28 protein-coding genes are annotated in these 24,455 nt (G+C 57.9%); 12 read left to right on the forward strand and 16 right to left on the reverse strand.

Annotated elements, in window-relative coordinates; genetic code table 11:
* Positions 1-3 precede the first annotated feature (3 nt).
* The 11 genes from flgL to flgB all read right to left on the reverse strand — a co-directional run bounded on the left by flgL (position 4) and on the right by flgB (position 9,906).
* Positions 4-966, reverse strand: coding sequence for a flagellar hook-associated protein FlgL (gene flgL / locus AFK63_RS10960; RefSeq protein ID WP_038863619.1), 963 nt, complete (start codon positions 964-966; stop codon positions 4-6).
* 14 nt (positions 967-980) lie between these two features.
* Complete coding sequence (flgK, locus tag AFK63_RS10965; protein ID WP_038863620.1) at positions 981-2,639, reverse strand: flagellar hook-associated protein FlgK; 1,659 nt, start codon at positions 2,637-2,639, stop codon at positions 981-983.
* A gap of 75 nt (positions 2,640-2,714) precedes the next feature.
* Positions 2,715-3,680 (reverse strand): flagellar assembly peptidoglycan hydrolase FlgJ, encoded by a 966-nt coding sequence (gene flgJ / locus AFK63_RS10970; RefSeq protein ID WP_038863622.1) that lies wholly within the window; start codon positions 3,678-3,680, stop codon positions 2,715-2,717.
* Positions 3,680-4,777: a flagellar basal body P-ring protein FlgI gene (locus AFK63_RS10975; protein WP_038863624.1), complete on the reverse strand. Its 1,098-nt coding sequence runs from the start codon at positions 4,775-4,777 to the stop codon at positions 3,680-3,682. The genes flgJ and AFK63_RS10975 overlap by 1 nt, the downstream gene beginning before the upstream one ends.
* A gap of 12 nt (positions 4,778-4,789) precedes the next feature.
* Positions 4,790-5,488 (reverse strand): flagellar basal body L-ring protein FlgH, encoded by a 699-nt coding sequence (flgH, locus tag AFK63_RS10980; protein WP_032990808.1) that lies wholly within the window; start codon positions 5,486-5,488, stop codon positions 4,790-4,792.
* Between the two features lie 57 nt (positions 5,489-5,545).
* Positions 5,546-6,328, reverse strand: a complete 783-nt coding sequence (gene flgG, locus AFK63_RS10985) for a flagellar basal-body rod protein FlgG (RefSeq protein ID WP_007663430.1) — start codon at positions 6,326-6,328, stop codon at positions 5,546-5,548.
* Positions 6,329-6,344: 16 nt separating this feature from the next.
* Complete coding sequence (locus AFK63_RS10990; protein ID WP_038863625.1) at positions 6,345-7,103, reverse strand: flagellar basal body rod protein FlgF; 759 nt, start codon at positions 7,101-7,103, stop codon at positions 6,345-6,347.
* 20 nt (positions 7,104-7,123) lie between these two features.
* Positions 7,124-8,356 carry a flagellar hook protein FlgE gene (gene flgE / locus AFK63_RS10995; RefSeq protein ID WP_038863626.1) on the reverse strand — a complete coding sequence of 411 codons (1,233 nt, stop codon included), beginning with the start codon at positions 8,354-8,356 and terminating at the stop codon, positions 7,124-7,126.
* 26 nt (positions 8,357-8,382) lie between these two features.
* Positions 8,383-9,063 carry a flagellar hook assembly protein FlgD gene (gene flgD / locus AFK63_RS11000; protein WP_038863628.1) on the reverse strand — a complete coding sequence of 227 codons (681 nt, stop codon included), beginning with the start codon at positions 9,061-9,063 and terminating at the stop codon, positions 8,383-8,385.
* Positions 9,064-9,074: 11 nt separating this feature from the next.
* On the reverse strand, positions 9,075-9,479 hold the full coding sequence (flgC, locus tag AFK63_RS11005) for a flagellar basal body rod protein FlgC (RefSeq protein WP_004385214.1): 405 nt from the start codon (positions 9,477-9,479) through the stop codon (positions 9,075-9,077).
* A gap of 13 nt (positions 9,480-9,492) precedes the next feature.
* Entirely contained in the window at positions 9,493-9,906 is a 414-nt protein-coding gene (gene flgB / locus AFK63_RS11010) for a flagellar basal body rod protein FlgB (RefSeq protein ID WP_038863631.1), read from the reverse strand.
* Positions 9,907-10,059: 153 nt separating this feature from the next.
* Here flgB and flgA point away from each other — a divergent pair, with 153 nt between their 5' ends.
* The 3 genes from flgA (at position 10,060) to flgN (ending at position 11,538) form a co-directional block, all read left to right on the forward strand.
* Positions 10,060-10,719: a flagellar basal body P-ring formation chaperone FlgA gene (flgA, locus tag AFK63_RS11015; protein WP_038863634.1), complete on the forward strand. Its 660-nt coding sequence runs from the start codon at positions 10,060-10,062 to the stop codon at positions 10,717-10,719.
* Between the two features lie 96 nt (positions 10,720-10,815).
* Positions 10,816-11,109: a flagellar biosynthesis anti-sigma factor FlgM gene (gene flgM / locus AFK63_RS11020; RefSeq protein ID WP_038863636.1), complete on the forward strand. Its 294-nt coding sequence runs from the start codon at positions 10,816-10,818 to the stop codon at positions 11,107-11,109.
* 3 nt (positions 11,110-11,112) lie between these two features.
* Positions 11,113-11,538, forward strand: coding sequence for a flagella biosynthesis chaperone FlgN (flgN, locus tag AFK63_RS11025; RefSeq protein WP_038863637.1), 426 nt, complete (start codon positions 11,113-11,115; stop codon positions 11,536-11,538).
* Positions 11,539-11,679: 141 nt separating this feature from the next.
* Here flgN and murJ read toward each other — a convergent pair whose 3' ends face one another.
* From murJ to rimJ, 4 genes are all read right to left on the reverse strand, one after another.
* Positions 11,680-13,215 (reverse strand): murein biosynthesis integral membrane protein MurJ, encoded by a 1,536-nt coding sequence (murJ, locus tag AFK63_RS11030; protein WP_038863638.1) that lies wholly within the window; start codon positions 13,213-13,215, stop codon positions 11,680-11,682.
* Between the two features lie 115 nt (positions 13,216-13,330).
* Positions 13,331-14,254: a Gfo/Idh/MocA family protein gene (locus tag AFK63_RS11035; protein WP_038863639.1), complete on the reverse strand. Its 924-nt coding sequence runs from the start codon at positions 14,252-14,254 to the stop codon at positions 13,331-13,333.
* 2 nt (positions 14,255-14,256) lie between these two features.
* The gene (locus tag AFK63_RS11040) at positions 14,257-14,910 is read right to left on the reverse strand and encodes a YceH family protein (RefSeq protein WP_038863640.1); all 654 of its coding nucleotides are present in this window, start codon (positions 14,908-14,910) and stop codon (positions 14,257-14,259) included.
* Positions 14,911-14,920: 10 nt separating this feature from the next.
* Positions 14,921-15,505, reverse strand: coding sequence for a ribosomal protein S5-alanine N-acetyltransferase (rimJ, locus tag AFK63_RS11045; RefSeq protein ID WP_038863641.1), 585 nt, complete (start codon positions 15,503-15,505; stop codon positions 14,921-14,923).
* A gap of 265 nt (positions 15,506-15,770) precedes the next feature.
* On the opposite strand from rimJ, the gene mdtH reads away from it, so the two are divergent.
* The 9 genes from mdtH (at position 15,771) to AFK63_RS11090 (ending at position 23,173) form a co-directional block, all read left to right on the forward strand.
* On the forward strand, positions 15,771-16,979 hold the full coding sequence (gene mdtH / locus AFK63_RS11050; RefSeq protein WP_038863644.1) for a multidrug efflux MFS transporter MdtH: 1,209 nt from the start codon (positions 15,771-15,773) through the stop codon (positions 16,977-16,979).
* A 76-nt stretch (positions 16,980-17,055) separates the two neighbouring features.
* Complete coding sequence (gene grxB, locus AFK63_RS11055) at positions 17,056-17,703, forward strand: glutaredoxin 2 (protein WP_038863646.1); 648 nt, start codon at positions 17,056-17,058, stop codon at positions 17,701-17,703.
* A 118-nt stretch (positions 17,704-17,821) separates the two neighbouring features.
* Positions 17,822-18,382, forward strand: a complete 561-nt coding sequence (locus AFK63_RS11060; protein ID WP_038863647.1) for a lipoprotein — start codon at positions 17,822-17,824, stop codon at positions 18,380-18,382.
* 127 nt (positions 18,383-18,509) lie between these two features.
* Entirely contained in the window at positions 18,510-19,556 is a 1,047-nt protein-coding gene (pyrC, locus tag AFK63_RS11065) for a dihydroorotase (protein ID WP_038863648.1), read from the forward strand.
* Between the two features lie 84 nt (positions 19,557-19,640).
* Positions 19,641-19,886 (forward strand): DNA damage-inducible protein I, encoded by a 246-nt coding sequence (gene dinI, locus AFK63_RS11070; protein ID WP_038863649.1) that lies wholly within the window; start codon positions 19,641-19,643, stop codon positions 19,884-19,886.
* A 321-nt stretch (positions 19,887-20,207) separates the two neighbouring features.
* Entirely contained in the window at positions 20,208-20,462 is a 255-nt protein-coding gene (bssS, locus tag AFK63_RS11075) for a biofilm formation regulator BssS (protein WP_023898967.1), read from the forward strand.
* Between the two features lie 117 nt (positions 20,463-20,579).
* On the forward strand, positions 20,580-21,704 hold the full coding sequence (gene solA, locus AFK63_RS11080) for an N-methyl-L-tryptophan oxidase (protein ID WP_038863650.1): 1,125 nt from the start codon (positions 20,580-20,582) through the stop codon (positions 21,702-21,704).
* 324 nt (positions 21,705-22,028) lie between these two features.
* Positions 22,029-22,583, forward strand: a complete 555-nt coding sequence (locus tag AFK63_RS11085) for a cytochrome b (protein WP_038863652.1) — start codon at positions 22,029-22,031, stop codon at positions 22,581-22,583.
* A 14-nt stretch (positions 22,584-22,597) separates the two neighbouring features.
* Entirely contained in the window at positions 22,598-23,173 is a 576-nt protein-coding gene (locus AFK63_RS11090) for a YceI family protein (protein WP_038863653.1), read from the forward strand.
* A 55-nt stretch (positions 23,174-23,228) separates the two neighbouring features.
* On the opposite strand, the gene trhO is transcribed toward AFK63_RS11090, so the two are convergent.
* Positions 23,229-24,278, reverse strand: coding sequence for an oxygen-dependent tRNA uridine(34) hydroxylase TrhO (trhO, locus tag AFK63_RS11095; protein ID WP_038863655.1), 1,050 nt, complete (start codon positions 24,276-24,278; stop codon positions 23,229-23,231).
* Positions 24,279-24,455: the final 177 nt, after the last annotated feature.

The raw sequence follows: 24,455 nt of genomic DNA on the forward strand, positions 1-24,455 counted from the left end.
ACCTTAACGGTTTAACTGGAACAGCGACATACCCTGCATATCGCTAAATGCTTTGTAGGAAGCCTGAAGCGCCGCCTGCTGCATGACATAAGAGGAAATGGCCGAGTTCCAGTCCACATCCACCAGATTACTCATCTGCTCGGTCTGACCGAGCGTACGTTCCGCGCCCAGCTCATCCAGGTTATCCAGCTCTTTAAGCTGGGTACCCACTTCCGCCAGCACCGTCCCGACGTTATCCAGCGAGTTGCTCAAACCGCGCGAGGTTTTGGAGATAGCGTCCAGCAGGCCCTGCTGGGTCGTTTCGTCCGCGCCTTCCATCGGGGTTTTCAGCGCTGCGATAGCGGAGTCGAGCATTTTAAACAGGTTCGTTTCGCTCGGCGAGCCGTCCGGCTCCGGCGTGGCGTTGCTGGTGACGCGGTCGAAAACCAGGTTGCCGGTATGACCGATAACCATGGTACGTGCGGAATCCACCTGCTGAGTGATGTTGTCCGTGCCGCCGTTGTACGTGATGTTGCCCGCCGTACCGCTAAACGGCGCCGAATCGGTTTTATAGCCCGCAAAAATATAGCGACCATTACCGTCAGCGCTGTTCGCCAGGTTCAGCAACTGGTCGCGCATCCCCTGAAGATCGGTCGCGACCGACGCGCGGTCGGTGTCGCTCAGCGTGCCGTTGTTGGCATAGACAATCTTCTCCTGGGCGGAGGTGATGACGCTGGTCACCTGATCCAGCACGCTCGACTCCAGCGACACTTTCTGGGTCGCGAAGGTACGCGCCTGGGTGTACTGGTCGTTCTGCGCCTGCGCCTGGGAGAGCACGACTGCCTGCGCGGCAGCGATCGGATCGTCAGACGGACGGTTAACGCGTTTGCCAGTGGACATCTGCTCACCGTATTTCAGCCAGGTACTCTGCGATTCGGTAATGCCCCGCATGTTCTGCTGATACATCATTTGAGTACTAATACGCATTGTTCGGTTCCCTGTTAGCGAATCTGGAGAAGGGCGTCAAACAGCGTGGACGCGGTTTGCAGCACCTGGGCGTTCGCCATGTAGTACTGCTGATAGCGCTGCAGGTTGCCGTACTCTTCATCCAGGTTGACCCCGGAAATGGACTGCTGCTGGTTGGTCAGCTGCGTTACCACGTTAGTCTGGGTGGTGCTGGAGCTTTTCAGCGTGTTGGTGGTGTTACCCACGTCGCTGATAAACGCTGCATAGGCATCGTTAAACGTTTTGCTGCCGCCGACGGTTTTGCTGTTTTGCAGATCCAGCAGCGCTTTACCGTTACGGTTGTCGCTCTCGCCCGATGCCGCGTCGGATGCCATCGCGATTTCTGACTCATCATGGATAGCCACGTCCATGCTGATAATGACGTTGCTCACCGGCTTGATGGTAAAGGTGTCTTTGTTGGCCGCCGCGCCCGTGATGTCAATCTTCAGGCCGTCGAACTCCAGCGCGGTCAGGTTGCCCGAACCGTCGGTCGTCGGCGTGGCGTTCACGATGACGTTGTCAGACAGACGCGTCACTTTCCAGTTGCTGCCGTCGTACGCCATCTGATAATCGCTGGCTTTCACCGCCGAGCTGTCAGTGATGGTCGCGGTCAGGGAAGCGCTGCCGGTGTTGCGGGTATTGCTCATCGCCGCCGCATCGCCGAGCTTAAAGAACGCTTTACCGGCGTCGCCGCTGGCGTCAAAGCCCGCTTCGTGCTGTTTGTTAAACGCATCGCCAAAAGAGAGCGCCAGCTGGCCCAGGTTGTTACGCGCCTGGTCGAGATCCTGAGAACGGAAGGCGAACAGACCGCCCAGCGAACCGCTGGTCACCAGTTTTTCCGGGATCTCAATATTGCCGGCAATCTTATCGACGAACGCAATCGTGGTGCGCGCCGGATCGGCGCTCGACGGCACGGCGGCAATCTGGCTGGCTTTGCTGCCCTGAACCAGGTTGTAACCGTTCGCCATCGTGACGTTAAACGTGTTGCCATCCTGAACGGAGACATCCACGCCGACGATTTTGTTCAGCTCGCTCACCAGTTGATCGCGCTGATCCAGCAGATCGTTCGGCGATGCGCCGGAGCCCATACCGGTCAGGCGGGTGATCTGCTCGTTCAGCGACGCAATCTGCGTGGCGTAGTTGTTGATCTGCTGGACGCTGGAAGTAATGGCCGTATTGACCTGCTTATCCTGGTCGCGCAGATACTGATCCACCACCTTAAACTGATTGACCAGACCGTCGGCTTTACCGAGCAGGGTCTGACGCGCCGCCGGATCTTCGGCGTTGCTGGTCAGCGTTTGCAGGCTTTTGAAAAAATCCTGCATGGTAGTAGAGATGTTATTGGTGGTGCCAGATAGCATATCGTCGATTTTCGACATCTGCTCATAACGGGTGGTTAACCCGCTGCTCTGGTTTTGCGCCGCGTTCAGCTGATTCGTGATAAATGCATCATATTCACGCTGAATACCGGACACATACACGCCGTTGCCGACCCAGCCGCCCTGCGTCATGGTGCTGTTAGACTGCCCCAGAACGGTGGTCTGGCGGGTATAGCCTGCGACGTTGTAGTTAGAGATGTTATTGCTCACCGTGCTCAGTGCGGTTTGCGCCGCACTCAGGCCACTCATGGCGCTATTAATTAAGCTACTGGACATGGAGGTTCCTTTTGAACATTCATACGCGGGTCCTGACGATAATTATCGGCAGCGCTTAAGAGAACTTGAGCCGTTTCAGAACAACGTCGAGATATCCTGGCTGTACGCTTTGCTCACCTTTTCGCCCAGCGATTTCATCTGCTGGATCATGCTGGTCAGCTTACGGGCGTAGTTCGGATCGGTCGCGTAACCGGCGCTCTGCAACGCTTTCGCGCCATCTTCCGCCGAGGCGGCCGTGGTGACCGCCGCGTAACGCGGGTTGCGCGTCAGCATGCCCACGTAGTCCGACAGCGCCTCAAGATAGGAGCTATAAACACGGAACTTCGCTTTCACCTTCTTCGCTTCGCCATTTTCATATTCGGTGGTGGTTATCTCCGTCACCGGCCCTTTCCACGACGAGGTCGCTTTGATGCCGAAAATGTTAAAGCTTGGCTCGCCGTTCGCTTTCAGGATCTGGCGCTGGCCCCAGCCCGATTCCAGCGCCGCCTGGGCGAGGATCAGGTGATGAGGAACGCCGCTCTGCTGGCTTGCAAGCTTCGCGGGCAGCGCCAGCTGCGCCAGGAAGTCTTTACTGTCGCCGGAGAGCGGTTCTTCATTGGACGGCGCCTTCGGCATCGCCTGGCGCACAATCTGGGTAATTGTCTGGTTGCGGTAGCTGTTCATGGTGTCGATATCGAACTTCATCGGCACCTGAGACGCGCTTTGCGCAGCGGCGGGCGCTTCAGCGCTGGCTGAAGGGTCGCCGCCCATCTGTTTCACCATCATGTCCGCAAGGCCAAGCCCCTTGCCCGCCGTCATCTGCTGGGCAATTTGCTGATCGTACATGCTGGTATATAGCCGAGTCTGATCGCTACTGAACATCCCATCCTTGGGCAGCGCTTCGCGCATGCTTTTCAGCATCATTTGCACGAACATCCCTTCCACCTGGCGGGCAACCTGTTTCAGGTTGCCGTTCGGATCCTTACCGGCCTTAGCTTTCAGGTCATTGAGCGATTGCGCGTCAAAGGCGGCGCTGGACAGTAATTTGCTATCAGTCAGCATCAGATGATTTCCAGTTTGGCGCGCAGACAGCCCGCGCTTTGCATGGATTGCAGAATTGACATCAGATCCATCGGCGTGGCGCCCAGCGCGTTAAGCGCGCGTACGACGCTGTTCAGGTTGGCGCTGGAGGTCACGCGCTGCAGCGCGCCGCCTGACTGACGCATATCGATCTGGGTCTGCGGCGTCACGACGGTCTGGCCGCCGCCGAACGGCGTATCCGGCTGGCTGACATTCGCCTGCTGGTTCACCGTCACAGAAAGGTTGCCCTGCGCGACCGCACAGCTGTCGAGCGACACTTCGCGGTTCATCACCACCGAGCCGGTACGCGAGTTAATAATGACTTTGGCATCCTGCACCGCGACGTTGACTTCAAGGTTCTGAATCGCGGCGAGCAGCTGCACCTGGGAGCTACCGCCGCTTGATGCGCGTACCTGAACGGTACGGGCGTCCAGCGCGGTGGCGCTGCCATAACCGCGTGCGCGGTTGATGGTGTCAGAGATCTGCTGGGCCAGCGTAAAGTCGTCATTATTCAGCTGCAGGTTGATGGTGTTGCCCGTGCCGAACTGGGTCGGCAGCTCGCGTTCAATCACCGCGCCGTTGGTAATACGGCCGCCGTTGAGCTGGTTTACCTGCACGCTGCTGCCGCCCGCCGACGCGCCCGCGCCGCCAATGAGAATGTTGCCCTGCGCCAGCGCATACACCTGATTATCGACGCCTTTCAGCGGGGTCATCAGCAGCGTACCGCCGCGCAGGCTCTTGGCGTTACCCATGGAGGAGACCACCACATCGATGGACTGCCCCTGGCGCGCGAACGCCGGATAGGAGGCGGTAACCATCACCGCCGCCACGTTTTTCAGCTGCATATTGGTGCCCGCCGGGACGGTGATCCCGAGCTGGGAGAGCATATTGTTCAGGCTCTGGGTGGTAAACGGCGTCTGGGTCGTCTGGTCGCCGGTGCCGTCAAGGCCCACCACCAGGCCGTAGCCTATCAGGGAGTTTTCACGTACGCCCTGTACGGTGGTTAAGTCACGAATGCGGTCAGCTTGCGCGAACGTCGCGACGAGCAGCAGCAGGAGTCCTGGGAGCGATTTAAACATTTTTCACCTCTGTTACATCGGCGATAAATTAAGGAAGAAACGCTGTAGCCATCCCATGTTCTGCGCTTCGTTGATATAGCCGTTGCCGACATATTCGATTCGGGCATCCGCCACCTGCGTGGACGGTACCGTGTTGCTGCCGCTAATGGTGCGAGGGTTAACCACGCCCGAGAAGCGGATAAATTCTGTGCCCTGGTTGATGGCAATCTGTTTTTCGCCCACCACGTGCAGGTTGCCATTGGCAAGAACCTGATCGACGGTCACGGTCAGTGTGCCGCTGAAGGTGTTGCTGGCGTTGGCGCCGCCTTTACCATTAAAGGTATTGCCGCCGGACGCGCTGATATCGGCGCGCGCATTGCCGAAGAGGCCCTGCAGGTAGCGTGGAACGGTGTCGAGACCGAAATTGGTCTTGCCGTCGCGGCTGGCGTTTGCAGACGAGCTCTTGCTCGCGCTGACGTTTTCTTGCAGCTCAATCGTGAGCGTGTCGCCGACGTTACGCGGACGACGGTCTTCGAACAGCGGTTGATAACCGTAGTTAATCTGCTGTACCGACTGGAAAATGGAACCGTTAACCACCGGCGCGGGGGCAGGTGCGGGCTGCGCGGTCGTCGCGCCCTGAACCAGCGGAGTAGAAGGCACCCACGCACAGCCCGAAAGGGTCAATGCGAGAGCTATCGCTAAAGGGCAGAGTTGCGCACCGGTCTTTTGCATTGCTTTCATCTTCAGTAGTGGCGTTCGGTGTGGCGTCACGCCACACCGAAACAGGCTTTAGAGTTGCGTCAGTTTTTGCAGCATCTGGTCAGTGGTGGAAACCGCTTTACTGTTAATCTCGTAAGCGCGCTGCACCTGGATCATGTTGACCAGCTCTTCCGCCACGTTGACGTTAGAGGTTTCGACATAACCCTGATACAGCAGCCCTGCACCGTTCAGACCCGGCGTGCTTTCGTTCGGCGTGCCGGAGGACTGGGTTTCGGTGTAGAGGTTTTCACCAATGCTTTCCAGACCGCTGTCGTTCATAAAGGTGGTCAGGTTGATCTGGCCAACCTGAACCGGCGCCGCCGTTCCCTGCTGGGTCACGCTCACCACGCCGTCGCGACCGACGGTGATGCTCAGCGCGTTCGCCGGGATAGTGATGGCGGGCTGCACCTGGAAACCGCCTGCGGTCACCAGCTGGCCGTTCTGATCGACCTGGAAAGAACCGTCGCGGGTATACGCGGAGGTGCCGTCCGGCAGCAGAACCTGGAAGAAGCCCTGGCCTTTAATCGCGACATCTTTGCTGTTGTTGGTCTGAGACAGGTTGCCCTGGCTGTGCAGACGCTCGGTGGCGACGGGGCGCACACCGGTACCGATCTGCAGGCCGGAAGGCAGCGTGGTCTGTTCAGACGACTGCGCGCCCGGCTGGCGGATGGTTTGATAAAGCAGATCTTCAAACACCGCGCGCTGACGTTTGAAACCGTTGGTGCTGACGTTCGCCAGGTTGTTGGCGATAACGTCCATATTGGTTTGCTGGGCGTCGAGGCCGGTTTTGGCAATCCATAAAGAACTGATCATAGGGTCGTCCTGTTGATTAACTCATCGACAATAACTGGTTAGCGCGCTGCTCGTTCTCATCGACGCTGGTGATGATTTTCATTTGCATCTCAAAGCGACGGGCGTTAGCTATCATGTCGGTCATTGCTTCCACGGGTTTCACGTTACTGCCTTCCAGCACCCCGGACATCAGGCTGATGGTCGGGTCGGCCTGTAGCGTCGCGCCGCGGGCGGTCTGCGCCTGCTGGTTTAAACGAAACAGACCATCGTCGCCGCGTACCACTTCCTGCGCGCTGGCTTTAACCATCTTCAGACGGCCAACCGGCGCAATGGTGTTCGGGGCGTCGCCCGGGTTCAGTACGGAGATCGTACCGTCGGCGGCAATCGTGACTTCCGCGCCTTCCGGCACCACGACCGGACCGCCCTCGCCCATCACAGGATTACCCTGGATGGTGAGCTGGCCGGTCGCCGTGCGCTGGATGTTACCGTTGCGGGTATACGCTTCGGTGCCGTCCGGTGCCTGCACCGCCAGCCAGCCGTCGCTGCCCTGAATGGCAACGTCCAGCGGACGGGAGGTGTAGTCGAGCGACCCCTGGCTCATATTCACGCCAGGGGTGGAAGCCGTGACCAGCGTACGGGTTGGCAATGACAGCCCTTCTACCGGCACGGCGCGCAGCGCGTTGAGCTGAGCGCGAAAGCCAGGCGTTGATGCGTTGGCCAGGTTGCTTGCCGTGACAGACTGCTGATTCAGCGTCTGGCTGGCTGCGCCCATGGCGGTATAAATTGCGTGATCCATTAAGCCATCCCTTCAGACAATTAGCGCAGGTTAACCAGGGTATTGAGGATCTGGTCCTGAGTCTTGATGGTCTGCGCGTTCGACTGATAGTTACGCTGCGCGACGATCATGTTGACCAGTTCTTTACTCAAGTCGACGTTAGACGCTTCCAGCGCGCCGCTGGTCAGCTTGCCGAAGTTGCCGGTGCCCGCAGAGCCCAGCAGCGCCACGCCGGAGGCGGTGCTTGCTGACCAGACGTTGTCGCCCTGAGAAGAGAGCCCTTCCGGGTTAGCAAAGTTCGCAAGAACGATCTGACCCAGCAACTGGCTCTTCTCGTTCGAGTAGTTGCCGACGAGGCTGCCGTCTTCGGTCACTTCATAACCGACCAGGTCGCCCGGCTTGTAGCCGTCCTGGTTTGAGGTCAGCAGCACGTTGGCGCCGGAGTTCTGCTGGGTGGTGCCAGTCAGGTTCATGCTGAAGCTGAACGCCGCAGAGCCGTTGAGGGCCGCCACTGCGATCGGCACCTGCTGCGTACCGGCCGGAGCCGCGTTGGTCACGCCAGTCAGGGCGCCGCTGTCGCTGAAGGTCAGGCTGGTCAGCGGCGTGGTCGGGGTCGCGGAGCTTACGCTGGTGTCCATGTTGTAGACATCCCACTTGTTATCCGCGGTTTTCACGTAGTACAGCTTCAGGTTGTGTTCGTTACCCAGGGTGTCGTAAACAGTCAGCGGCACGCTTTTGTTAAAGGTGCTGGAGTTAGCCGGATCGAACGGAGACTGCGCCGGAACATCGTCAGCGGAGTTCAGGTTCATCACGAAGTTCGCGCTGGTGGTTTTGCTTGCCGGCATCTGCGCGGTCGGGATGGTCAGTGAGACCGGATCTGCGCCCTGCTGTACGGTCGGCGGGGTGCCGGTTGCCGGATAGCCGGTTACCTTCATGCCCTGCATGTTGACCAGGTTGCTGTTTTCGTCCAGTTTGAACTGGCCGTTACGGCTGTAGAACACGCCGCCGTTGCTGTCGACCAGACGGAAGAAACCGTTCTGGCTGATAGCCACGTCAAGCTTACGGCCGGTGTTGGTGGTCACGCCGTCGCCGAAGTCCTGGGTGATACCCGCGACTTTAACGCCCAGGCCCGCTTTCGAGCCGGCGAACATGTCGGCGAAAGAGACGGAACCAGACTTAAAACCATAAGTGGCGGAGTTGGCAATGTTGTTGCCGATAACGTCGAGGTTGGTGCTGGCAGCATTCAGACCGCTGACCGCTTGTGAAAAGGCCATTTCTTACTCCTGATAAGATTGAAGGCTTAAATAATTTGCCGTACCTGGTCGAGTGAGGCAGTCCCGTAGGTGCCCAGATCCAGCAGGTTCGAACCGTTGCTTCGCGTAATGCCGTTTACCATCGCGAAGTTAAGCGGCTGCGCGACCAGCTGAGTGCCTCCGTTGCTTGCGGCAATGGAGACGTTGTAGGAGCCATCCGGCGCCTTAGTGCCGTCGCTCATCGAACCATCCCAAGAGAAGGTATGGACACCTGCGCTCAGCGCGCCGATCTCGATGGTACGAACGACTTTCCCGCTCTTATCAGTGACAGTCGCGGTAACTTTATCTGCGGCCTGCTGCAACTCGACGCCAAACGGTGTCGTGGTGTCTTTGCCGGTCAGAATGGTGCTGCCCGGGATCATCACGCCGTGACCGATAAGCGCGCTCGCCGCAAGCGACTGGCTGTTATCGATCTGACCGGAGATAGATCCGAGGGTGGTGTTCAGTTTCTCGATGCCGCTCACCGTACTGATCTGCGCAAGCTGCGTGGTCAGTTCGTTGTTCTGCATCGGGTTGGTCGGGTCCTGGTTTTTCAGCTGCGCCACCAGAAGCGTCAGGAAGCTGCCTTGCAGGTCAGACGCTTTGCTCCCGGTCAGGCTGCTGCTGGAGGTCGCGCTGGCGGCACTGCTGGTGCTGTAATTCTCATTAATAGTTGATGTCACCGACATAACTCTCTCCTTTATTGACCGAGCGTGAGCGTTTTCAGCATCATGCTTTTCACGGTATTCAGCACTTCAACGTTGGCCTGGTAACTGCGGGAGGCGGACATGGAGTTCACCATCTCGCCCACCACGTCAACGTTCGGCATACGGACATACCCTTTGGCGTCCGCCAGCGGGTTGCCTGGCTCATAAACCAGCTTGTCCGGCGCCTGGCTTTCCACGACATCCGTTACCTTCACACCGCCTGTCGCGGCGCCTGGCGCGGCATCCACCTGGAAAACCACCTGCTTGGCGCGGTAAGGCTGTCCATCCGGCCCGGTCGCGCTGTCGGCGTTGGCAAGGTTACTGGCCGCCACGTTCATGCGTTTGGATTGCGCGGTCATCGCTGAGCCGGCAATGTCGAAAATGTTTAAAAGCGCCATCGCGTTTTAACCCTTACTGTTGCTGCAGCACGGACATCATGCTCTTGATTTGGCCGCCGAGAACCTGCAGATCGGTCTGATACTTCAGGCTGTTGTCGGCAAACTGGGTACGCTCACGGTCCATATCGACGGTGTTGCCATCCATCGAGGGCTGGTCCGGCACGCGGTAAAGCAAATCAAGAGAAGCGCCGGTGGACGCCTGAGCCGGGATATGGCGTGATGAGGTCACGGCGAGCGTCATGGTGCTGCCTGACGCGCGGCCCTGATCCATCACTTTTTTCAGTTGACTGGCGAAATCAATATCGCGCGCCTGATAACCTGGGGTATCGGCGTTGGCGATATTGGCCGCCAGAATCTCCTGACGCTGAGCGCGTAAATTGATAGCTTCCTGTTGAAAGCGCAGCGCGGCGTCCAGTTTATCGAGCATGATTCCTCCACTTAGTCTGGTGAGTGTGCAAAGCTTATCGCCCCTCACGCGTGCGTTATCGTTGGAATAAACGCAAAATGCGTCGCTATTTGTTGCCTTGAACAAAAACAGAGCAGAGTAGAATCCTCCCTGTTCCGAAAGTGGAGAAGTGCAATGAAGAGCCTGAAATACTGTCTCGCCGCGGGTTTACTGCTGTTAAGCCCGGGCCTTTTCGCCGATACGCTTAACGCCCAGCTGACGCCGTTCTTTCTTCAGCGTCTTGCAGGCATTAGCGACGCGGTAGTGGTGACGGTGAAAACGCCGGAGCCGCAGAGACTGATTTGCGACAATCCTGATTTCAGCCTGCCGGGCAACGCCCGTCTGTGGGGAAACCTCAGCGTGCTGGTGCGCTGCGGCAGTGAAAAACGGTATATGCAGGTCAACGTTCAGGCCTTCGGGAACTATGTGGTGGCCAGTCAGCCTGTCGCGCGCGGCGGCATGCTGAACGAGTCCAACGTCCGCCTTGAACGCGGCCGTCTGGATCTCCTGCCCCCAAAAGCTATGCTCAATCTTGACCAGGCGCGCGAAGCTGTTACCCTGCGTGACCTCGCGCCCGATCAGCCGGTAATGCTGACGATGGTGCGCCAGTCCTGGCGTGTAAAAGCGGGTCAGCAGGTACAGATAATCGCCAACGGCGAAGGCTTTAGCATTAATGGCGAAGGCCGGGCCTTAAACAATGCGGCGGTGGCGCAAAACGCCCGGGTCAGAATGGCCTCAGGCCAGGTGGTAAGCGGCATCGTGGGTTCTGATGGGATTATTCTGATTAACCTGTAATCTTTATAAAGAATTCATCGTGGCTGCCGATATAGTTAATCAACTAACGATGGATATCGGCTCTACGCCGCGAGCCCCTCTATGAGGAAAAAATCAATGAGCATTGAACGCACGTCCCCCCTGAAGCCAGTGAGTACGGTGCAACCGCGCGAAAACAGTGAACCGCAGGCACCAAAAGCCCGCCAGACGGAAACCACCGCGGCAGGCAGCGCCAGCGTCACCCTTAGCGGCGCCCAGGCAAAACTGATGAAGCCAGGCGCTGATGACATCAACGTTGAGCGTGTGGAAGCGCTGAAGGCCGCCATTCGTAATGGCGAGCTGAAAATGGACACCGGCAAAATCGCCGATGCGCTTATCCAGGAAGCTCAGAGTTACTTGCAGGATAAATAATTTATGAGCCGTCTGTCAGAAGTGTTAGACCAAATGACAACTGTACTGAATTCGCTGAAGTCTGTGATGGACGCGGAGCAGCAACAGTTATCCGCGGGCAGTCTTAACGGCAGTGCGCTTCAGCGCATCACCGAGGAGAAAAGCTCGTTGCTGGCCACGCTGGACTACCTTGAACAGCAGCGCCGCAGCGAACAAAAGACGGACCGCGTCGCGCCGCCGGACGTGGCCGCGCGCTGGCAGACGATTACTCAGAAAACCCTGCACCTGCGCGATATGAATCTGCATAACGGCTGGTTGCTCGAAGGGCAAATGGCCCGCAACCAGCAGGCTCTGGCGGTGTTAAAGCCGCTGCAGGAGCCGGCGCTGTATGGCGCTAACGGGCAGACGTCCGCGAATATGCATCGCGGCGGGAAGAAAATCGCCATCTGACCGCAAGGCAGTGGATAATCATACCCCTTCTGGCAGGGAAACCTGCCGGAAGGTTTTCGCACGTCTGCACTATGCCGCCTGAAAAAAGCCGATAAAAAAACGCGCCGGGCGATAAGCGCGGCGCGTTGGCGTGTAGCGGGCTCAGGCCGTGCGGCGCGCAAAATCGCGAACGCGGAAGCCAAGCAGCGTTAACGTGGCGAAATAGGCGATAACGCCCGCCACCACAACAGCCGCGAGACGCAACAGCCGCAGCGGCATCGTGCCCTGCGCCCAGTCCGGCATCAGGTGCATGACACCCAGCAGCGCGGCGGCCATCACCAGCACCGCGATAACCAGTCGCGCGAGAAACGCGCCCCACCCGGGCTGCGGCTGGAAAATTTTGCGCTTACGTAACTGCCAGTAGAGCAGACTCGCGTTCAGGCAAGCCGCAAGGCCGATGGAAAGCGCCAGTCCGGCATGTTTCAACGGCCCGATAAACGCCAGGTTCATCAGTTGCGTCATGATAAGCGTCACGATGGCTATCTTAACCGGCGTTTTGATGTCCTGGCGCGAATAAAACCCTGGCGCCAGTACCTTCACCACAATCAGCCCCATCAGCCCCACCGAATACGCCACCAGCGCCTGCTGCGTCATGCTCGCATCGTGACTGGAGAATTTACCGTACTGGAACAGCGACACGGTAAGCGGCTTTGCGAGAATTCCCAGCGCTACAGCGCTCGGCAGCGCCAGTAAAAAGCACAGGCGCAGCCCCCAGTCCATCAGACGCGAATATTCGTCATGATTGCCGCTGGCGAAGCTGCGTGACAGCGACGGCAGCAGAATGGTGCCGAGCGCGACGCCCAGCACGCCGGACGGGAACTCCATCAGGCGGTCGGCGTAATACATCCAGGAGACCGAGCCGGAGACCAGAAATGAGGCGAAAATAGTGTTAATGATGAGCGAGATCTGGCTCACCGATACGCCAAGAATGGCGGGCCCCATCTGCTTCACCACCCGCATTGCGCCCGCGTCTTTTAAGTTAATGCGCGGCAGCACCAGCATGCCGATTTTCTTCAGGTGCGGCAGTTGATAGACCAGTTGCAGCACGCCGCCGACCGTCACCGCCCAGGCGAGCGCCAGCACCGGCGGGTTAAAGTACGGCGCGGCAAAGAGCGCAAAGCCTATCATGCTGATATTCAGGAAAGTCGGGGCGAACGCCGGCACCGAAAAGCGGTTCCAGGTGTTAAGAATGGCGCCCGCGAGGGAGGCCAGCGAAATCAGCAGAATATAAGGAAAGGTAATGCGCAACAGGGATGTGGTGAGCGCGAATTTATCCGCCGTATCCGCGAAGCCCGGCGCCGTAACCAGAATCACCCACGGGGCCGCCAGCATACCGGCGATTGTCACAATAAACAGCGCCAGCGTCAGCAGGCCGGAAACGTAAGCGACAAAGACCCGCGTGGCGTCTTCGCCCTGCTTGCTTTTATATTCGGCGAGGATCGGCACAAACGCCTGCGAAAACGCGCCTTCGGCAAAGATGCGGCGCAGCAGGTTCGGCAGCTTAAAGGCGACGAAAAAGGCGTCCGTCGCCATACCGGCGCCGAACACCCGCGCCACAATGGCGTCGCGTGCAAACCCGAGCACGCGGGAAAACATCGTCATTGAGCTGACCGCAGCCAGCGACTTCAGTAAATTCATTCTTGTTCTTTCCCATAAACACTGACGCCTGCAGGGCAGGCGTCAGGGGCTTTTCAGCGAAGCGCTTAGTCTACTCGACTGAAAGGGAAATACTACTGGCAGATGCGCGCCGTGGTTACTCGCGCATCGCCTCGCGCCACAACCGTTCCACCACGCGCTGGGCGGTCAGCGCCTGCTCGCCTGCGGTTTCCGGAACCGTCTGATTCTGCACGCAGTGGATGAAATGCCGCGCGCAGCCCGCGAAGCCGCGCTGCTCCAGCGTGCTCTGCCAGCCGGGCACGGGACGATGCACCACGCCTGCGCCGCGCTCTTCGCGCCAGTCGCGCATGTCGGTGACGTCAATCAGCGCGCCGTCGGTTACCGCCTGCACCCATTCACGCTGGCTGCCCGCACGACGGTGCATGCTGGTGGTGATGGAAAGATCGCCGCGGCGAAAATGGTGCTCGGCATACCACATCTCGCCCTGCGCGGTGGTGTGCAGCGCGCCGCTCGCGAGCGTCGCTTCGCCGCCGCCAAGCCACAGGGCGGTATCCACCAGATGCAGGTAATCGTCAAGCAGCGTAAAGCGCAGGTCGTGCGGGCCGACGCTGTCGGCGCGGTGTTTGTCCATGCGCAGCGACGAGGCGGCGCCGAGTGTCGCTTTCAGGTCGCGATACAGCGGCGCGAAACGGCGGTTAAAGCCGACCATCAGCGTCAGATTGCGTTGTTTCGCCTGCGCCACCAGGCGCTCGGCGTCGGCGAGATGTTCCGCCAGCGGTTTATCCACGCAGACGTGCACGCCCGCGTTTAACAGCTCGCTCACCACTTCATAATGGCTGCTGGTGGCGCTGTGCACGAAGACCGCATCGCACTGCGCCGCCAGCGCCTGAAGCGAATCGATATACGGGATACGGTACGCCTCACAGACCGGCAGCGCCCTGGCGCGCGTCGGGGAGAATGCGCCCGCGAGCGTCCAGTCCGTCGCCTGCGACAGTACCGGCAACCACGCTTTCTGCGCGATGCCGCCAAGCCCCACTACCCCTACGCGTAATTTCGCCACGATTATTCTCCCAGGTGTGCCAACAGTGATTCGAGGCGCTGGCGTAATTCAGCCACCTCAAGCTCCAGCGCCTCGACGCGCGCGGTTAAGGCGTCGGTATCCGCCGCCGGGGTATCTTCGCTTGTGGCAAACGCCGCAGCATCCGGCTCGCCACAGAACAGATGCATATAGCGGCTCTCGCGCTTGCCCGGCTCGCGCGCAAGACGCGTCACAAACGGGCCATCCTCGCGGCTCGCCAGCGTCTCCAGCGCGCCTTCAAGCGCCGCTGTGTCGCTGAACTCATGCATTCTCGAAGCCCGGCTGCGCAGCTCGCCCGGCGTCTGTGCGCCGCGCAGCAACAGCGTGGTGACAATCGCCACTTCAGCAGGCGAGAATTTCAGATCGCCAAATTCCGAGTTGCAAAAGCGCTGCTCATATTTGGTGACCCGGTTGCCAAAACCGCTGACGGTGCGCAGATAGTGCCGCTTCACCAGATTATCGAGCGTCTCCTGCACCTGCGCTTCGCTCAGGTTCATTACCGGCTCGCGGTTAGTTTTCTGGTTGCAGGCGGTTACCACGCCGTTGACCGAGAGCGGGTATTGCTCCGGCGTCGTGACCTGTTTTTCGAGCATGCAGCCGATGACGCGCGCTTCCAGCGCGCTGAACTGATGTTTCATGGTTTTCTCCTCAGCGCCCCGGCGTCCATTCACGCGCGGTCAGCGCGGTCAGCACGTGGTCGCGCCAGACGCCGTCAATCAGTAAGTAATCTTTGGCATAGCCTTCTTTTTCAAAGCCGAGGCGCGCCAGCAGGTCGCCGCTGCGCTGGTTATGCGGCATATAATTGGCCATGATGCGATGCATATGCTGGCTGCGCTGCATATAGCGAATGGCGCTGGTAAGCGCTTCAAACATCATGCCCTGCCCCTGCCACTTTTCGCCCAGCGAATAACCGAGATAACAGGCGTGGAATGAGCCGCGCACCACGTTGGAAAAATTCGCGACGCCGCGGATTTCGTTTTCGTCCGGGTCGAGCAGCGCGAAATAAAAGGCGCTGCCCTGCTTGTGAAGTTCGTTGATCATGCCAAGCCGCGCCTGCCAGCCAGAGGAGTAGCAGTGGCTTTCATCGCGAACAGGCTCCCAGGGTTTCAGGAACTGGCGATTTTCGGCGTAGTAATCCGCCAGCCGCCACGCGTCGCGATCGTGCACCAGCCGCACCACCAGGCGATCCGTCGTTAATCTTACTTTCGGCACGTTACTTCGGTAGCCAAACATCGATACCCTGCTCCTTTCTCGGCATTATTCCTGATTCCTGCCCCGGACAGCGCGCCATCGCGGGCCTTACGTTTTACTATAACCGCGGTAAACAAAACAGTGAAAACAGCAACCTGCCATTCTTTGACGTGCCGCGCGGCATAACGATGAATTTCATGAATCAATCATAGCGATCGATAAAAAAATATTGTCGCTCAAAACACCGCCAACGGACGCGCCAGGCCGTAAGATAGTCTGTCTCTTCGCTTTTTTCCCTGGAGGGGAAATGTCCAGCGTGTCGCAGGCAAGAAGCCTGGGTAAATATTTCCTGTTAATTGACAATATGCTCGTAGTGTTGGGCTTTTTTGTCGTCTTTCCGCTGATCTCTATCCGCTTTGTCGACAACCTCGGCTGGGCCGCGCTGATGGTGGGCATCGCGCTCGGTCTGCGCCAGCTTGTGCAACAGGGGCTCGGTATTTTCGGCGGCGCTATCGCCGATCGTCTGGGCGCGCGGCCGATGATTGTCACCGGCATGCTGCTGCGCGCGGCAGGTTTCGCGACGATGGCTATCGCCCACGAGCCGTGGGTGCTTTGGGTCTCCTGTGTGCTGTCAGGGCTTGGCGGCACGCTCTTCGACCCGCCGCGCTCGGCGCTGGTCGTGAAGCTGGTACGCCCGCAGGAGCGGGGCCGCTTTTTCTCCCTGCTGATGATGCAGGACAGCGCCGGCGCCGTGACGGGCGCGCTTATCGGCAGTTGGCTGCTGCAATATGATTTCCGCCTGGTGTGCGGCGTAGGCGCGCTGCTGTTTGTGGTTTGCGCCGCGTTTAACGCCTGGCTGCTCCCGGACTGGAAGCTCTCTACCGTACGCACGCCGCTGCGCGAAGGCATGGGCCGGGTGCTGCGCGACAAACGCTTCGTCACCTATGTGCTGACGCTGACCGGCTACTACATGCTGGCGGTACAGGTGATGCTGATGCTGCCGGTTATGGTCAACGATATCGCAGGCGAACCGGCGGCGGTGAAATGGATGTACGCCATTGAAGCCGTGCTGTCGTTGACGCTGCTCTACCCGCTGGCGCGCTGGAGCGAAAAGCGCTTTCGCCTGGAGCAGCGGCTGATGGCCGGGCTGCTGGTGATGACGCTAAGCCTGGTGCCAATCGGCCTTGCAGACAACCTGCAACAACTCTTTACCCTTATCTGCCTCTTTTATCTCGGCTCGATTATCGCCGAACCGGCGCGTGAAACCCTGAGCGCGTCGCTGGCGGACGCCCGCGCGCGCGGCAGCTATATGGGCTTTAGCCGTCTTGGGCTCGCCTTTGGCGGCGCGCTCGGCTACGCAGGCGGCGGCTGGCTGTTTGACGCTGGCCGCGCGCTCAACACGCCAGAATTGCCCTGGGCTATGCTCGGCATTATCGGCCTCGGCACGTTTATGATGCTCTGGTGGCAGTTCAGCCAGAAACGCCTGACAACGGGGCTGCTGGAGCCGGAAGCCTGATGCGCGGGGGGCGATTTGCTCCCCTGCGTTTTCTCCACCATACTGAAAAATCAGTAACCTGAGCAGGAGGAGAAACGTGAAGTTATATATTTACGATCACTGTCCGTTCTGTGTGAAAGCGCGCATGATTTTCGGGCTCAAGAACCTTCCGGTGGAGCTTATCGTGATGTCCAGCGATGACGAAGCCACTCCCACCCGCATGATTGGCCAGAAAATGGCCCCGATTCTGCAAAAAGACGACAGTCGCTACCTGCCGGAAAGTATGGACATCGTTCATTACGTCGATAACCTTGACGGCAAACCGCTGCTGACCGGCAAGCGTAACCCGGCGATCGAGGAGTGGCTGCGCCGCGTCAATGGCTATGTTAACCGCCTGCTGCTGCCGCGTTTCGCCAAAGCCGCGTTTGATGAATTCGCCACGCCGGAAGCGCGCCGTTACTTTACCGAGAAAAAAGAGGCGGCGATTGGCTCGTTTGAGGACCATATGGCGCACTCTGCGGGGCTTATCAAAAATATCAGCGACGACCTGCGCGCGCTCGATAAGCTTATCGTCCAGCCAAACGCCGTGAACGGCGAGCTTTCCGAAGATGACATACACCTCTTCCCGGTGCTGCGTAACCTGACGCTGGTGGCGGGCGTCAACTACCCTACCCGCGTTGCCGATTACCGCGACAACATGGCCAAGCAGACGCAAATTAATCTGCTCTCCTCAATGGCTATCTGACCTGCACGCCGGTGGCTCCCACCGGCGTTTTAAGCCGAATCCGCTTTTGCCGCTTCCACTGGCGGGGCATCCTGCTTTGTGTCAGGATCGCCCGACAGCACCAGAACGAGGGAAGCTCATGAAAAAAATGTTAGTCGCCGCAGCGCTTATCGTCAGCGGCTTGCTGGTGGGATGTAACCAGCTCACGCAGTACACCGTCACCGAACAGGACATCAACCAGGCGCTGCAAAAGCGGAATAACTACGCGAAAGATATCGGCCTGCCGGGCGTCGCGGACGCGCATATCGTTTTAACCAATCTCAGCAGCGCGATCGGCCGCGAAGAGCCCAATAAAGTCACGCTGACTGGCGATGCGAGCCTCGATATGAGGTCGCTGTTCGGCAACCAGAAAGCGCTGGTGAAGCTGAAGCTCAAGGCGTTGCCCTCATTCGATAAAGACAAGGGCGCGATTTATCTGCGTGAAATGGAGATTGTCGACAGCAGCGTGACGCCGGACAAAATGGCGCCGGTGCTCGAAACCCTGATGCCGTATCTGAATAAGTCGCTGCGCAGCTACTTCGAACAGCGTCCGGCGTATGTGTTGAGCGAAGATCGCACCAACGGCGAGGCGCTGGCGAAAAAATTCGCCAAAGGGCTGGAGGTGAAACCCGGCGAAATCGTCATTCCGTTTACCGATTAAAAAATTCCGGGGGCGCGATGCCCCCGAATTTTCATGAAAAGGATGCAAAGGAAAACGTTTACGCTTATCCTTAGTGCCCGGCATAAAACCAGCCATTACTGACTGTTTCCTCAAGCCGGAGCCTTCCATGACTGCACAACCCCAGGTTTTAAAAATCCGCCGCCCCGACGACTGGCATGTTCATCTGCGCGATGGCGACATGCTGAAAACCGTCGTGCCTTACACCAGCGAAACATACGGGCGCGCTATCGTCATGCCAAACCTGGCGCCGCCGGTCACCACTGTGGAAGCCGCTATCGCCTACCGCCAGCGCATCCTTGACGCCGTACCCGACACCCACACCTTCGAACCGTTAATGACCTGCTACCTGACCGACACGCTGGACGCGGACGAACTGGAGCGCGGCTTTAACGAAGGCGTTTTTACCGCCGCCAAACTTTATCCGGCTAACGCCACCACTAACTCCAGCCACGGCGTCACCAGCGTGGATAACATCATGACGGTGCTGGAGCGCATGGAAAAGCTCGGCATGCCGCTGCTGGTGCATGGCGAAGTGACCCACAGCGACATCGATATCTTCGATCGCGAAGCGCGGTTTATTGAGACAGTGATGGAGCCGCTCAGACAGCGCCTGACGGGGCTTAAAGTCGTGTTTGAACATATCACCACCAAAGACGCCGCTGACTACGTGCGTGAAGGCAACGAGCGTCTGGGCGCGACCATTACGCCGCAGCACCTGATGTTCAACCGCAACCATATGCTCGCAGGCGGTATTCGCCCGCACCTCTATTGTCTGCCTGTCCTTAAGCGTAACGTGCATCAGCAGGCGCTGCGCGAGCTGGTAGCGAGCGGCTGCGAGCGTGTGTTCCTCGGTACTGACTCTGCCCCCCATGCGCGTCATCGTAAAGAGGCGAGCTGCGGCTGCGCGGGCTGTTTTAACGCGCCCTCCGCACTCGGTGCCTACGCTACGGTCTTTGAAGAGATGAACGCGCTGGCGCACTTTGAAGCCTTCGCCTCGCTCAACGGCCCGCGCTTTTACGGTCTGCCGGTAAATGACGGCACCGTCGAGCTGGTGCGTGAAGCGAGCGTCATGCCAGAAACCATTGAAATCGCAGGCGACACGCTGGTGCCGTTCCTTGCGGGCGAAGCGGTTCGCTGGACGGTAAAAGGCTAAAGCCTGCAAAAAAATCACGGCCCCCTGTTGCATGCCTCATCTTTAAACTGTATATATATACAGTATGATTAACAGGGGGTTGTTATGCGTATTGAAGTGACTATCGCCAAAACCACGCCGTTACCGCCAGGCGCTATCGACGCGCTGGCCAGCGAGCTATCCCGCCGTATTGAAAGCCATTTTCCGGAAATGCCGAACCACGTGAGCGTGCGCTATGCCGCTGCGAATCAGTTGTCGGTACTGGGTGGCGCGAAAGAAGATAAAGATCGCATCAGCGAAATTCTCCAGGAAACCTGGGAGAGCGCTGACGACTGGTTTTCTGCTGATTAACCCTCGTATCCCTCTTCTCTATGGTGTCAGTTTTCCGGGCTTCGCCGCCCGGTTTTTTTATATTTGTCCCGCCTTTTTCTGCAATAGTCCGTTTTTTTCTTTTCAGCATTTGTCTCATTGATCGCGATGCTTAACAAAAATTTGCGAATAATCTGCCGTTTTATTGTTCAGTTAATTCAAATTTTGAAAAAAATGTGTTTCAGGGTATTTATTTCCTCCCCATTTTCCCTTATTGGTTGATATACTTTATTTGCTTCAGAGATAAGAAATCACGCATTGAACCTCATGAGTCGTTGTCTATAAACACGTATAAAGGGGGTTATGATGGAAAAAAATGAAGTAATACAGACGCATCCCCTTGTTGGATGGGACATCAGCACCGTCGACAGCTATGACGCACTGATGCTGCGGTTGCACTATCAATCCTCTCCGCAGGCGGATCGCGAAGCGACCGAAGTCGGCCAGACATTATGGTTGACCACTGATGTAGCAAGACAATTTATTTCCATCTTAGAAGCCGGCATTGCAAAAATTGAATCCGGTGAGTACCAGGAAAGCGATTATCGCAAGCACTGATACCGTGCTTTTCTTATAACTCAAAGGCATCCTCCGGGGTGCCTTTATTTTTTCCCGCTTGAGAATTGTCCTGCTCTTAATTACTCTGCTAACCAATGGTTTTCGCGGAGTAATTTCATGGAATACGATCTGATTATCATCGGCAGCGGCTCAACAGGCGCAGCGGCCGGTTATTACGCTACCCGCGCCGGGCTTAACGTATTAATGACAGACAGCGCTCACCCGCCGCATCAGGAGGGGAGCCACCACGGCGACACGCGGCTTATCCGCCATGCCTATGGCGAAGGCGAGCGCTATGTTCCGCTGGTGCTGCGCGCTCAGGCGCTGTGGGACGAGCTACAGGAACTCGGCGGCGAGCGTATTTTCGAGCGTACCGGCGTTATTAATCTTGGCCCGGCCGATTCCCCCTTTCTCGCGAACGTTGCCGACAGCGCCGCGCGCTGGCAGCTCCCGCTGGAGAAACTGACCGGTGAAGAGGTGATGGCGCGCTGGCCGGAAATCCGCCTGCCGGAAAATTATCTCGGCCTGTTTGAACCCCATTCCGGCGTGCTGCGCAGTGAAAAAGCGATCGCTACGTATATTCGCCTTGCCGAAGAAGCGGGCTGCGCGCAGCTCTTTAACTGCCCGGTCAGCGGGTTTGAGGCCACCGAAGAGGGCGTGCGCGTCACCACCGCCGACGGCGTGTACCACGCCCGCAAAGCGCTTATCAGCGCCGGGACCTGGGTGTCGCGGCTGGTGCCGGGGTTGCCAGTGACGCCGGTGCGTAAAATCTTCGCCTGGTATCAGGCGGATGGCCGCTACAGCACTAACAACCGTTTTCCGGCTTTCACGGGCGAAATGCCGAACGGCGACCAGTTTTATGGCTTCCCGGCGGAAAACAACGAGCTGAAAATTGGTAAGCATAACGGCGGACAGATTATTTCACGCCCCGAAGAGCGCGTGCCTTTTGGCGCGGTGGCGACCGACGGCGCGGAAGTCTTCCCGTTCCTGCGCCACTTCCTGCCAGGCATTGGCGGCTGTCTGTACGGCGCATCATGCACCTATGACAATACGCCGGATGAGGATTTTATTATCGACACCCTGCCCGATACCCCCAACGTGCTGCTGGTGACGGGGCTGAGCGGCCACGGCTTTAAGTTCGCGTCGGTGCTTGGCGAGATTGCCGCGCGGTTCGCCGCCGGTAAGCCGCACGAATTCGATCTCTCTCCTTTCTCCCTGGCGCGTTTTACCGCTTCTGCATAACTGACCGCAAGCCGGGCCGTGACAGCGCCCGGTTTTCGTTTTCGTATCGACAATCAAATATATTGACGCCAGACTGACAAAAGCTGATAAATCACTAAACTATTTGGTGGCTAAACAATCTCACCGCCTCGTCGCCAGGCGTTTATACTCAAATGATATAGGATATTCCCGCTGCCTGTAGCGGTTTTAACAATCAATTAACGAATTTTCTTTGCGAATGCTTTATCTTCAAAATATTTGAACAATTTGTTTTGTTTTTTTGGTTTGCTTTTACTTCGTCTAAACGCCACTGTTTGAGTCATTCTTACTTGCGGACGCATAATCATGCAGTGGCGTAATTCACCAACACGATATGGACATTTCTCAGTACTGCTTCACTGGCTGATGGCGCTGACGGTTTACGGCATGTTTGCGCTCGGGCTGTGGATGGTGTCGCTCGGCTATTACGATGTCTGGTATCACCAGGCGCCGGAAATTCACAAGAGCATCGGTATCATTCTGTTTGTCTTTCTGCTGGTGCGCGTGGTCTGGCGCTTTATCTCTCCGCCCCCGCCGCCCCTCGCCAGTTATTCACGCCTGACGCATTTCAGCGCCGTTGCGGTACACGTCATGCTCTACCTGATCCTGTTTACTATTCTTATCAGCGGCTATCTGATCTCGACGGCGGAAGGCAAACCGATCTCCGTCTTCGGGCTGTTCGAGGTACCGGCGCTGGTGAGCGGCGCGGGCGAGCAGGCGGATCTCGCTGGTGATATCCATCTGTGGCTCGCCTGGAGCGTGGTGGGCCTGTCGGTCCTGCACGCGCTGGCCGCGCTGAAACACCATTTTGTCGACAAAGACGTCACCCTGAAGCGGATGCTCGGGAAAGCGTCACACTAACCATGGAGCGAAATATGAAGAAAAGCCTGCTGGGGGTCACTCTGGGTGCCCTGCTGTTCACGACCGGCTCAGCCGTCGCCGCTGATTACAAGATCGATAAAGAAGGCCAGCATGCCTTCGTCAACTTCCGTATCCAGCATCTGGGCTACAGCTGGCTCTACGGTACGTTCCGCGATTTCGACGGCACGTTCACGTTTGATGAGAAAAATCCGGCGGCGGATAAAGTCAACGTCACCATCAATACCAACAGCGTCGACACGAACCACGCCGAGCGCGACAAGCACCTGCGCAGCGCGGAATTCCTGAACGTGGCGAAGTTCCCGAAAGCGACCTTCACGTCGACCGCCGTGAAAAAAGATGGCGATGAACTGGATATCACTGGCGACCTGACTCTGAACGGCGTGACCAAACCGGTAACGCTGGAAGCGAAACTGCTGGGCCAGGGTAAAGATCCGTGGGGCGGCGAGCGCGCGGGCTTTGAAGCGGAAGGGAAAATCAAGCTGAAAGACTTCAACATTACCACCGATCTGGGGCCGGCCTCCCAGGAAGTGGATCTGATTATCTCTGTGGAAGGCGTGAAGCAGAAGTAATCGCCTTTACGGCATAAAAAACCGGTCAACTGACCGGTTTTTTTACGCCTGCGGGTTATTCCGGGTCCGGAATGCCGAGCGTGGTGTTGAGACGCCCGCGGGATTTATTAAAGATTTTATTGCCGTTTTCACGACCCGCGCGCCGGCGGCGCTGCTCTTCTTCCGGCAGGGCCATCTCTTCTTTGCACAGCTCGCTGCAGCAACCGGCAAATTTCTCAGCGCACGCCGGGCACTGAATGAACAGCAGATGGCAGCCGTCATTTTTGCAGTTGGTGTGGCTGTCGCACGGCGCGCCGCACTGGTGGCAGTGCGCGATAACATCTTCCGAGATGCGCTCGCCCATGCGTTCGTCAAACACGAAGTTTTTGCCGACAAAACGTACCGGCAGCCCCTGTTCGCGCGCTTTACGGGCGTACTCAATAATGCCGCCTTCGATATGCCAGACTTTCTGGAAACCGTTATGGCGCATGAATGCGCTCGCTTTTTCACAGCGGATCCCGCCAGTGCAGTACATGACGATTTTCTTGTCCTTGTACTCCTGCATCATCTCCACCGCTTTCGGCAACTGCTCGCGGAAAGTGTCCGCCGGGATCTCCAGCGCATTCTCGAAATGCCCCACTTCATATTCGTAGTGGTTGCGCATATCGATAAACACCGCATCCGGGTCATCGAGCATCGCGTTGACTTCCGCCGCCTTAAGGTATTCGCCCACGTCGCTTGCGTCAAAAGTCAGGTCATCGATGCCGTCCGCCACGATGCGATCGCGCACTTTCATGCGCAGCACCCAGAAGGATTTTCCATCGTCATCCAGCGCGATATTCAGACGCAGCCCGTCCAGCGCCGGGTGGAAACCATACAGCGCGGCGCGAAACGCCTCGACGTTGCTTTCCGGCACGCTGATTTGCGCGTTGATACCCTCATGGGCCAGATAAATACGGCCAAAAACATTGAGTTCGGTGAACGCTTTATAGAGCGCGTCGCGCGTCGCTTTCGGATCGTCGATGGTGAAATACTTATAGAATGAGATAGTGGTGCGCGGCTCGGTTTCGGCCAGCATGCGCGCTCTCAGCTCCTCATTCGATATGCGGTTGTGTAACACTGGCATGGTGTACTTTCCTGCTATCGGTGGGGGAATAAATAACGGCCGGCATCATATAGCAATTACCGTTAATTTACATCCCTACATTTTGCGCTACATTTTCCACACCTTAGCGCTTTTATCTTCCCCCGGCGTCGCGGCGTGAACGGCAGAGAATTTTGGTCGTTCGCAAAAAAATGTCAC

Origin of the sequence: Cronobacter muytjensii ATCC 51329 (assembly GCF_001277195.1) — a bacterium.
Lineage (GTDB): Bacteria > Pseudomonadota > Gammaproteobacteria > Enterobacterales > Enterobacteriaceae > Cronobacter > Cronobacter muytjensii.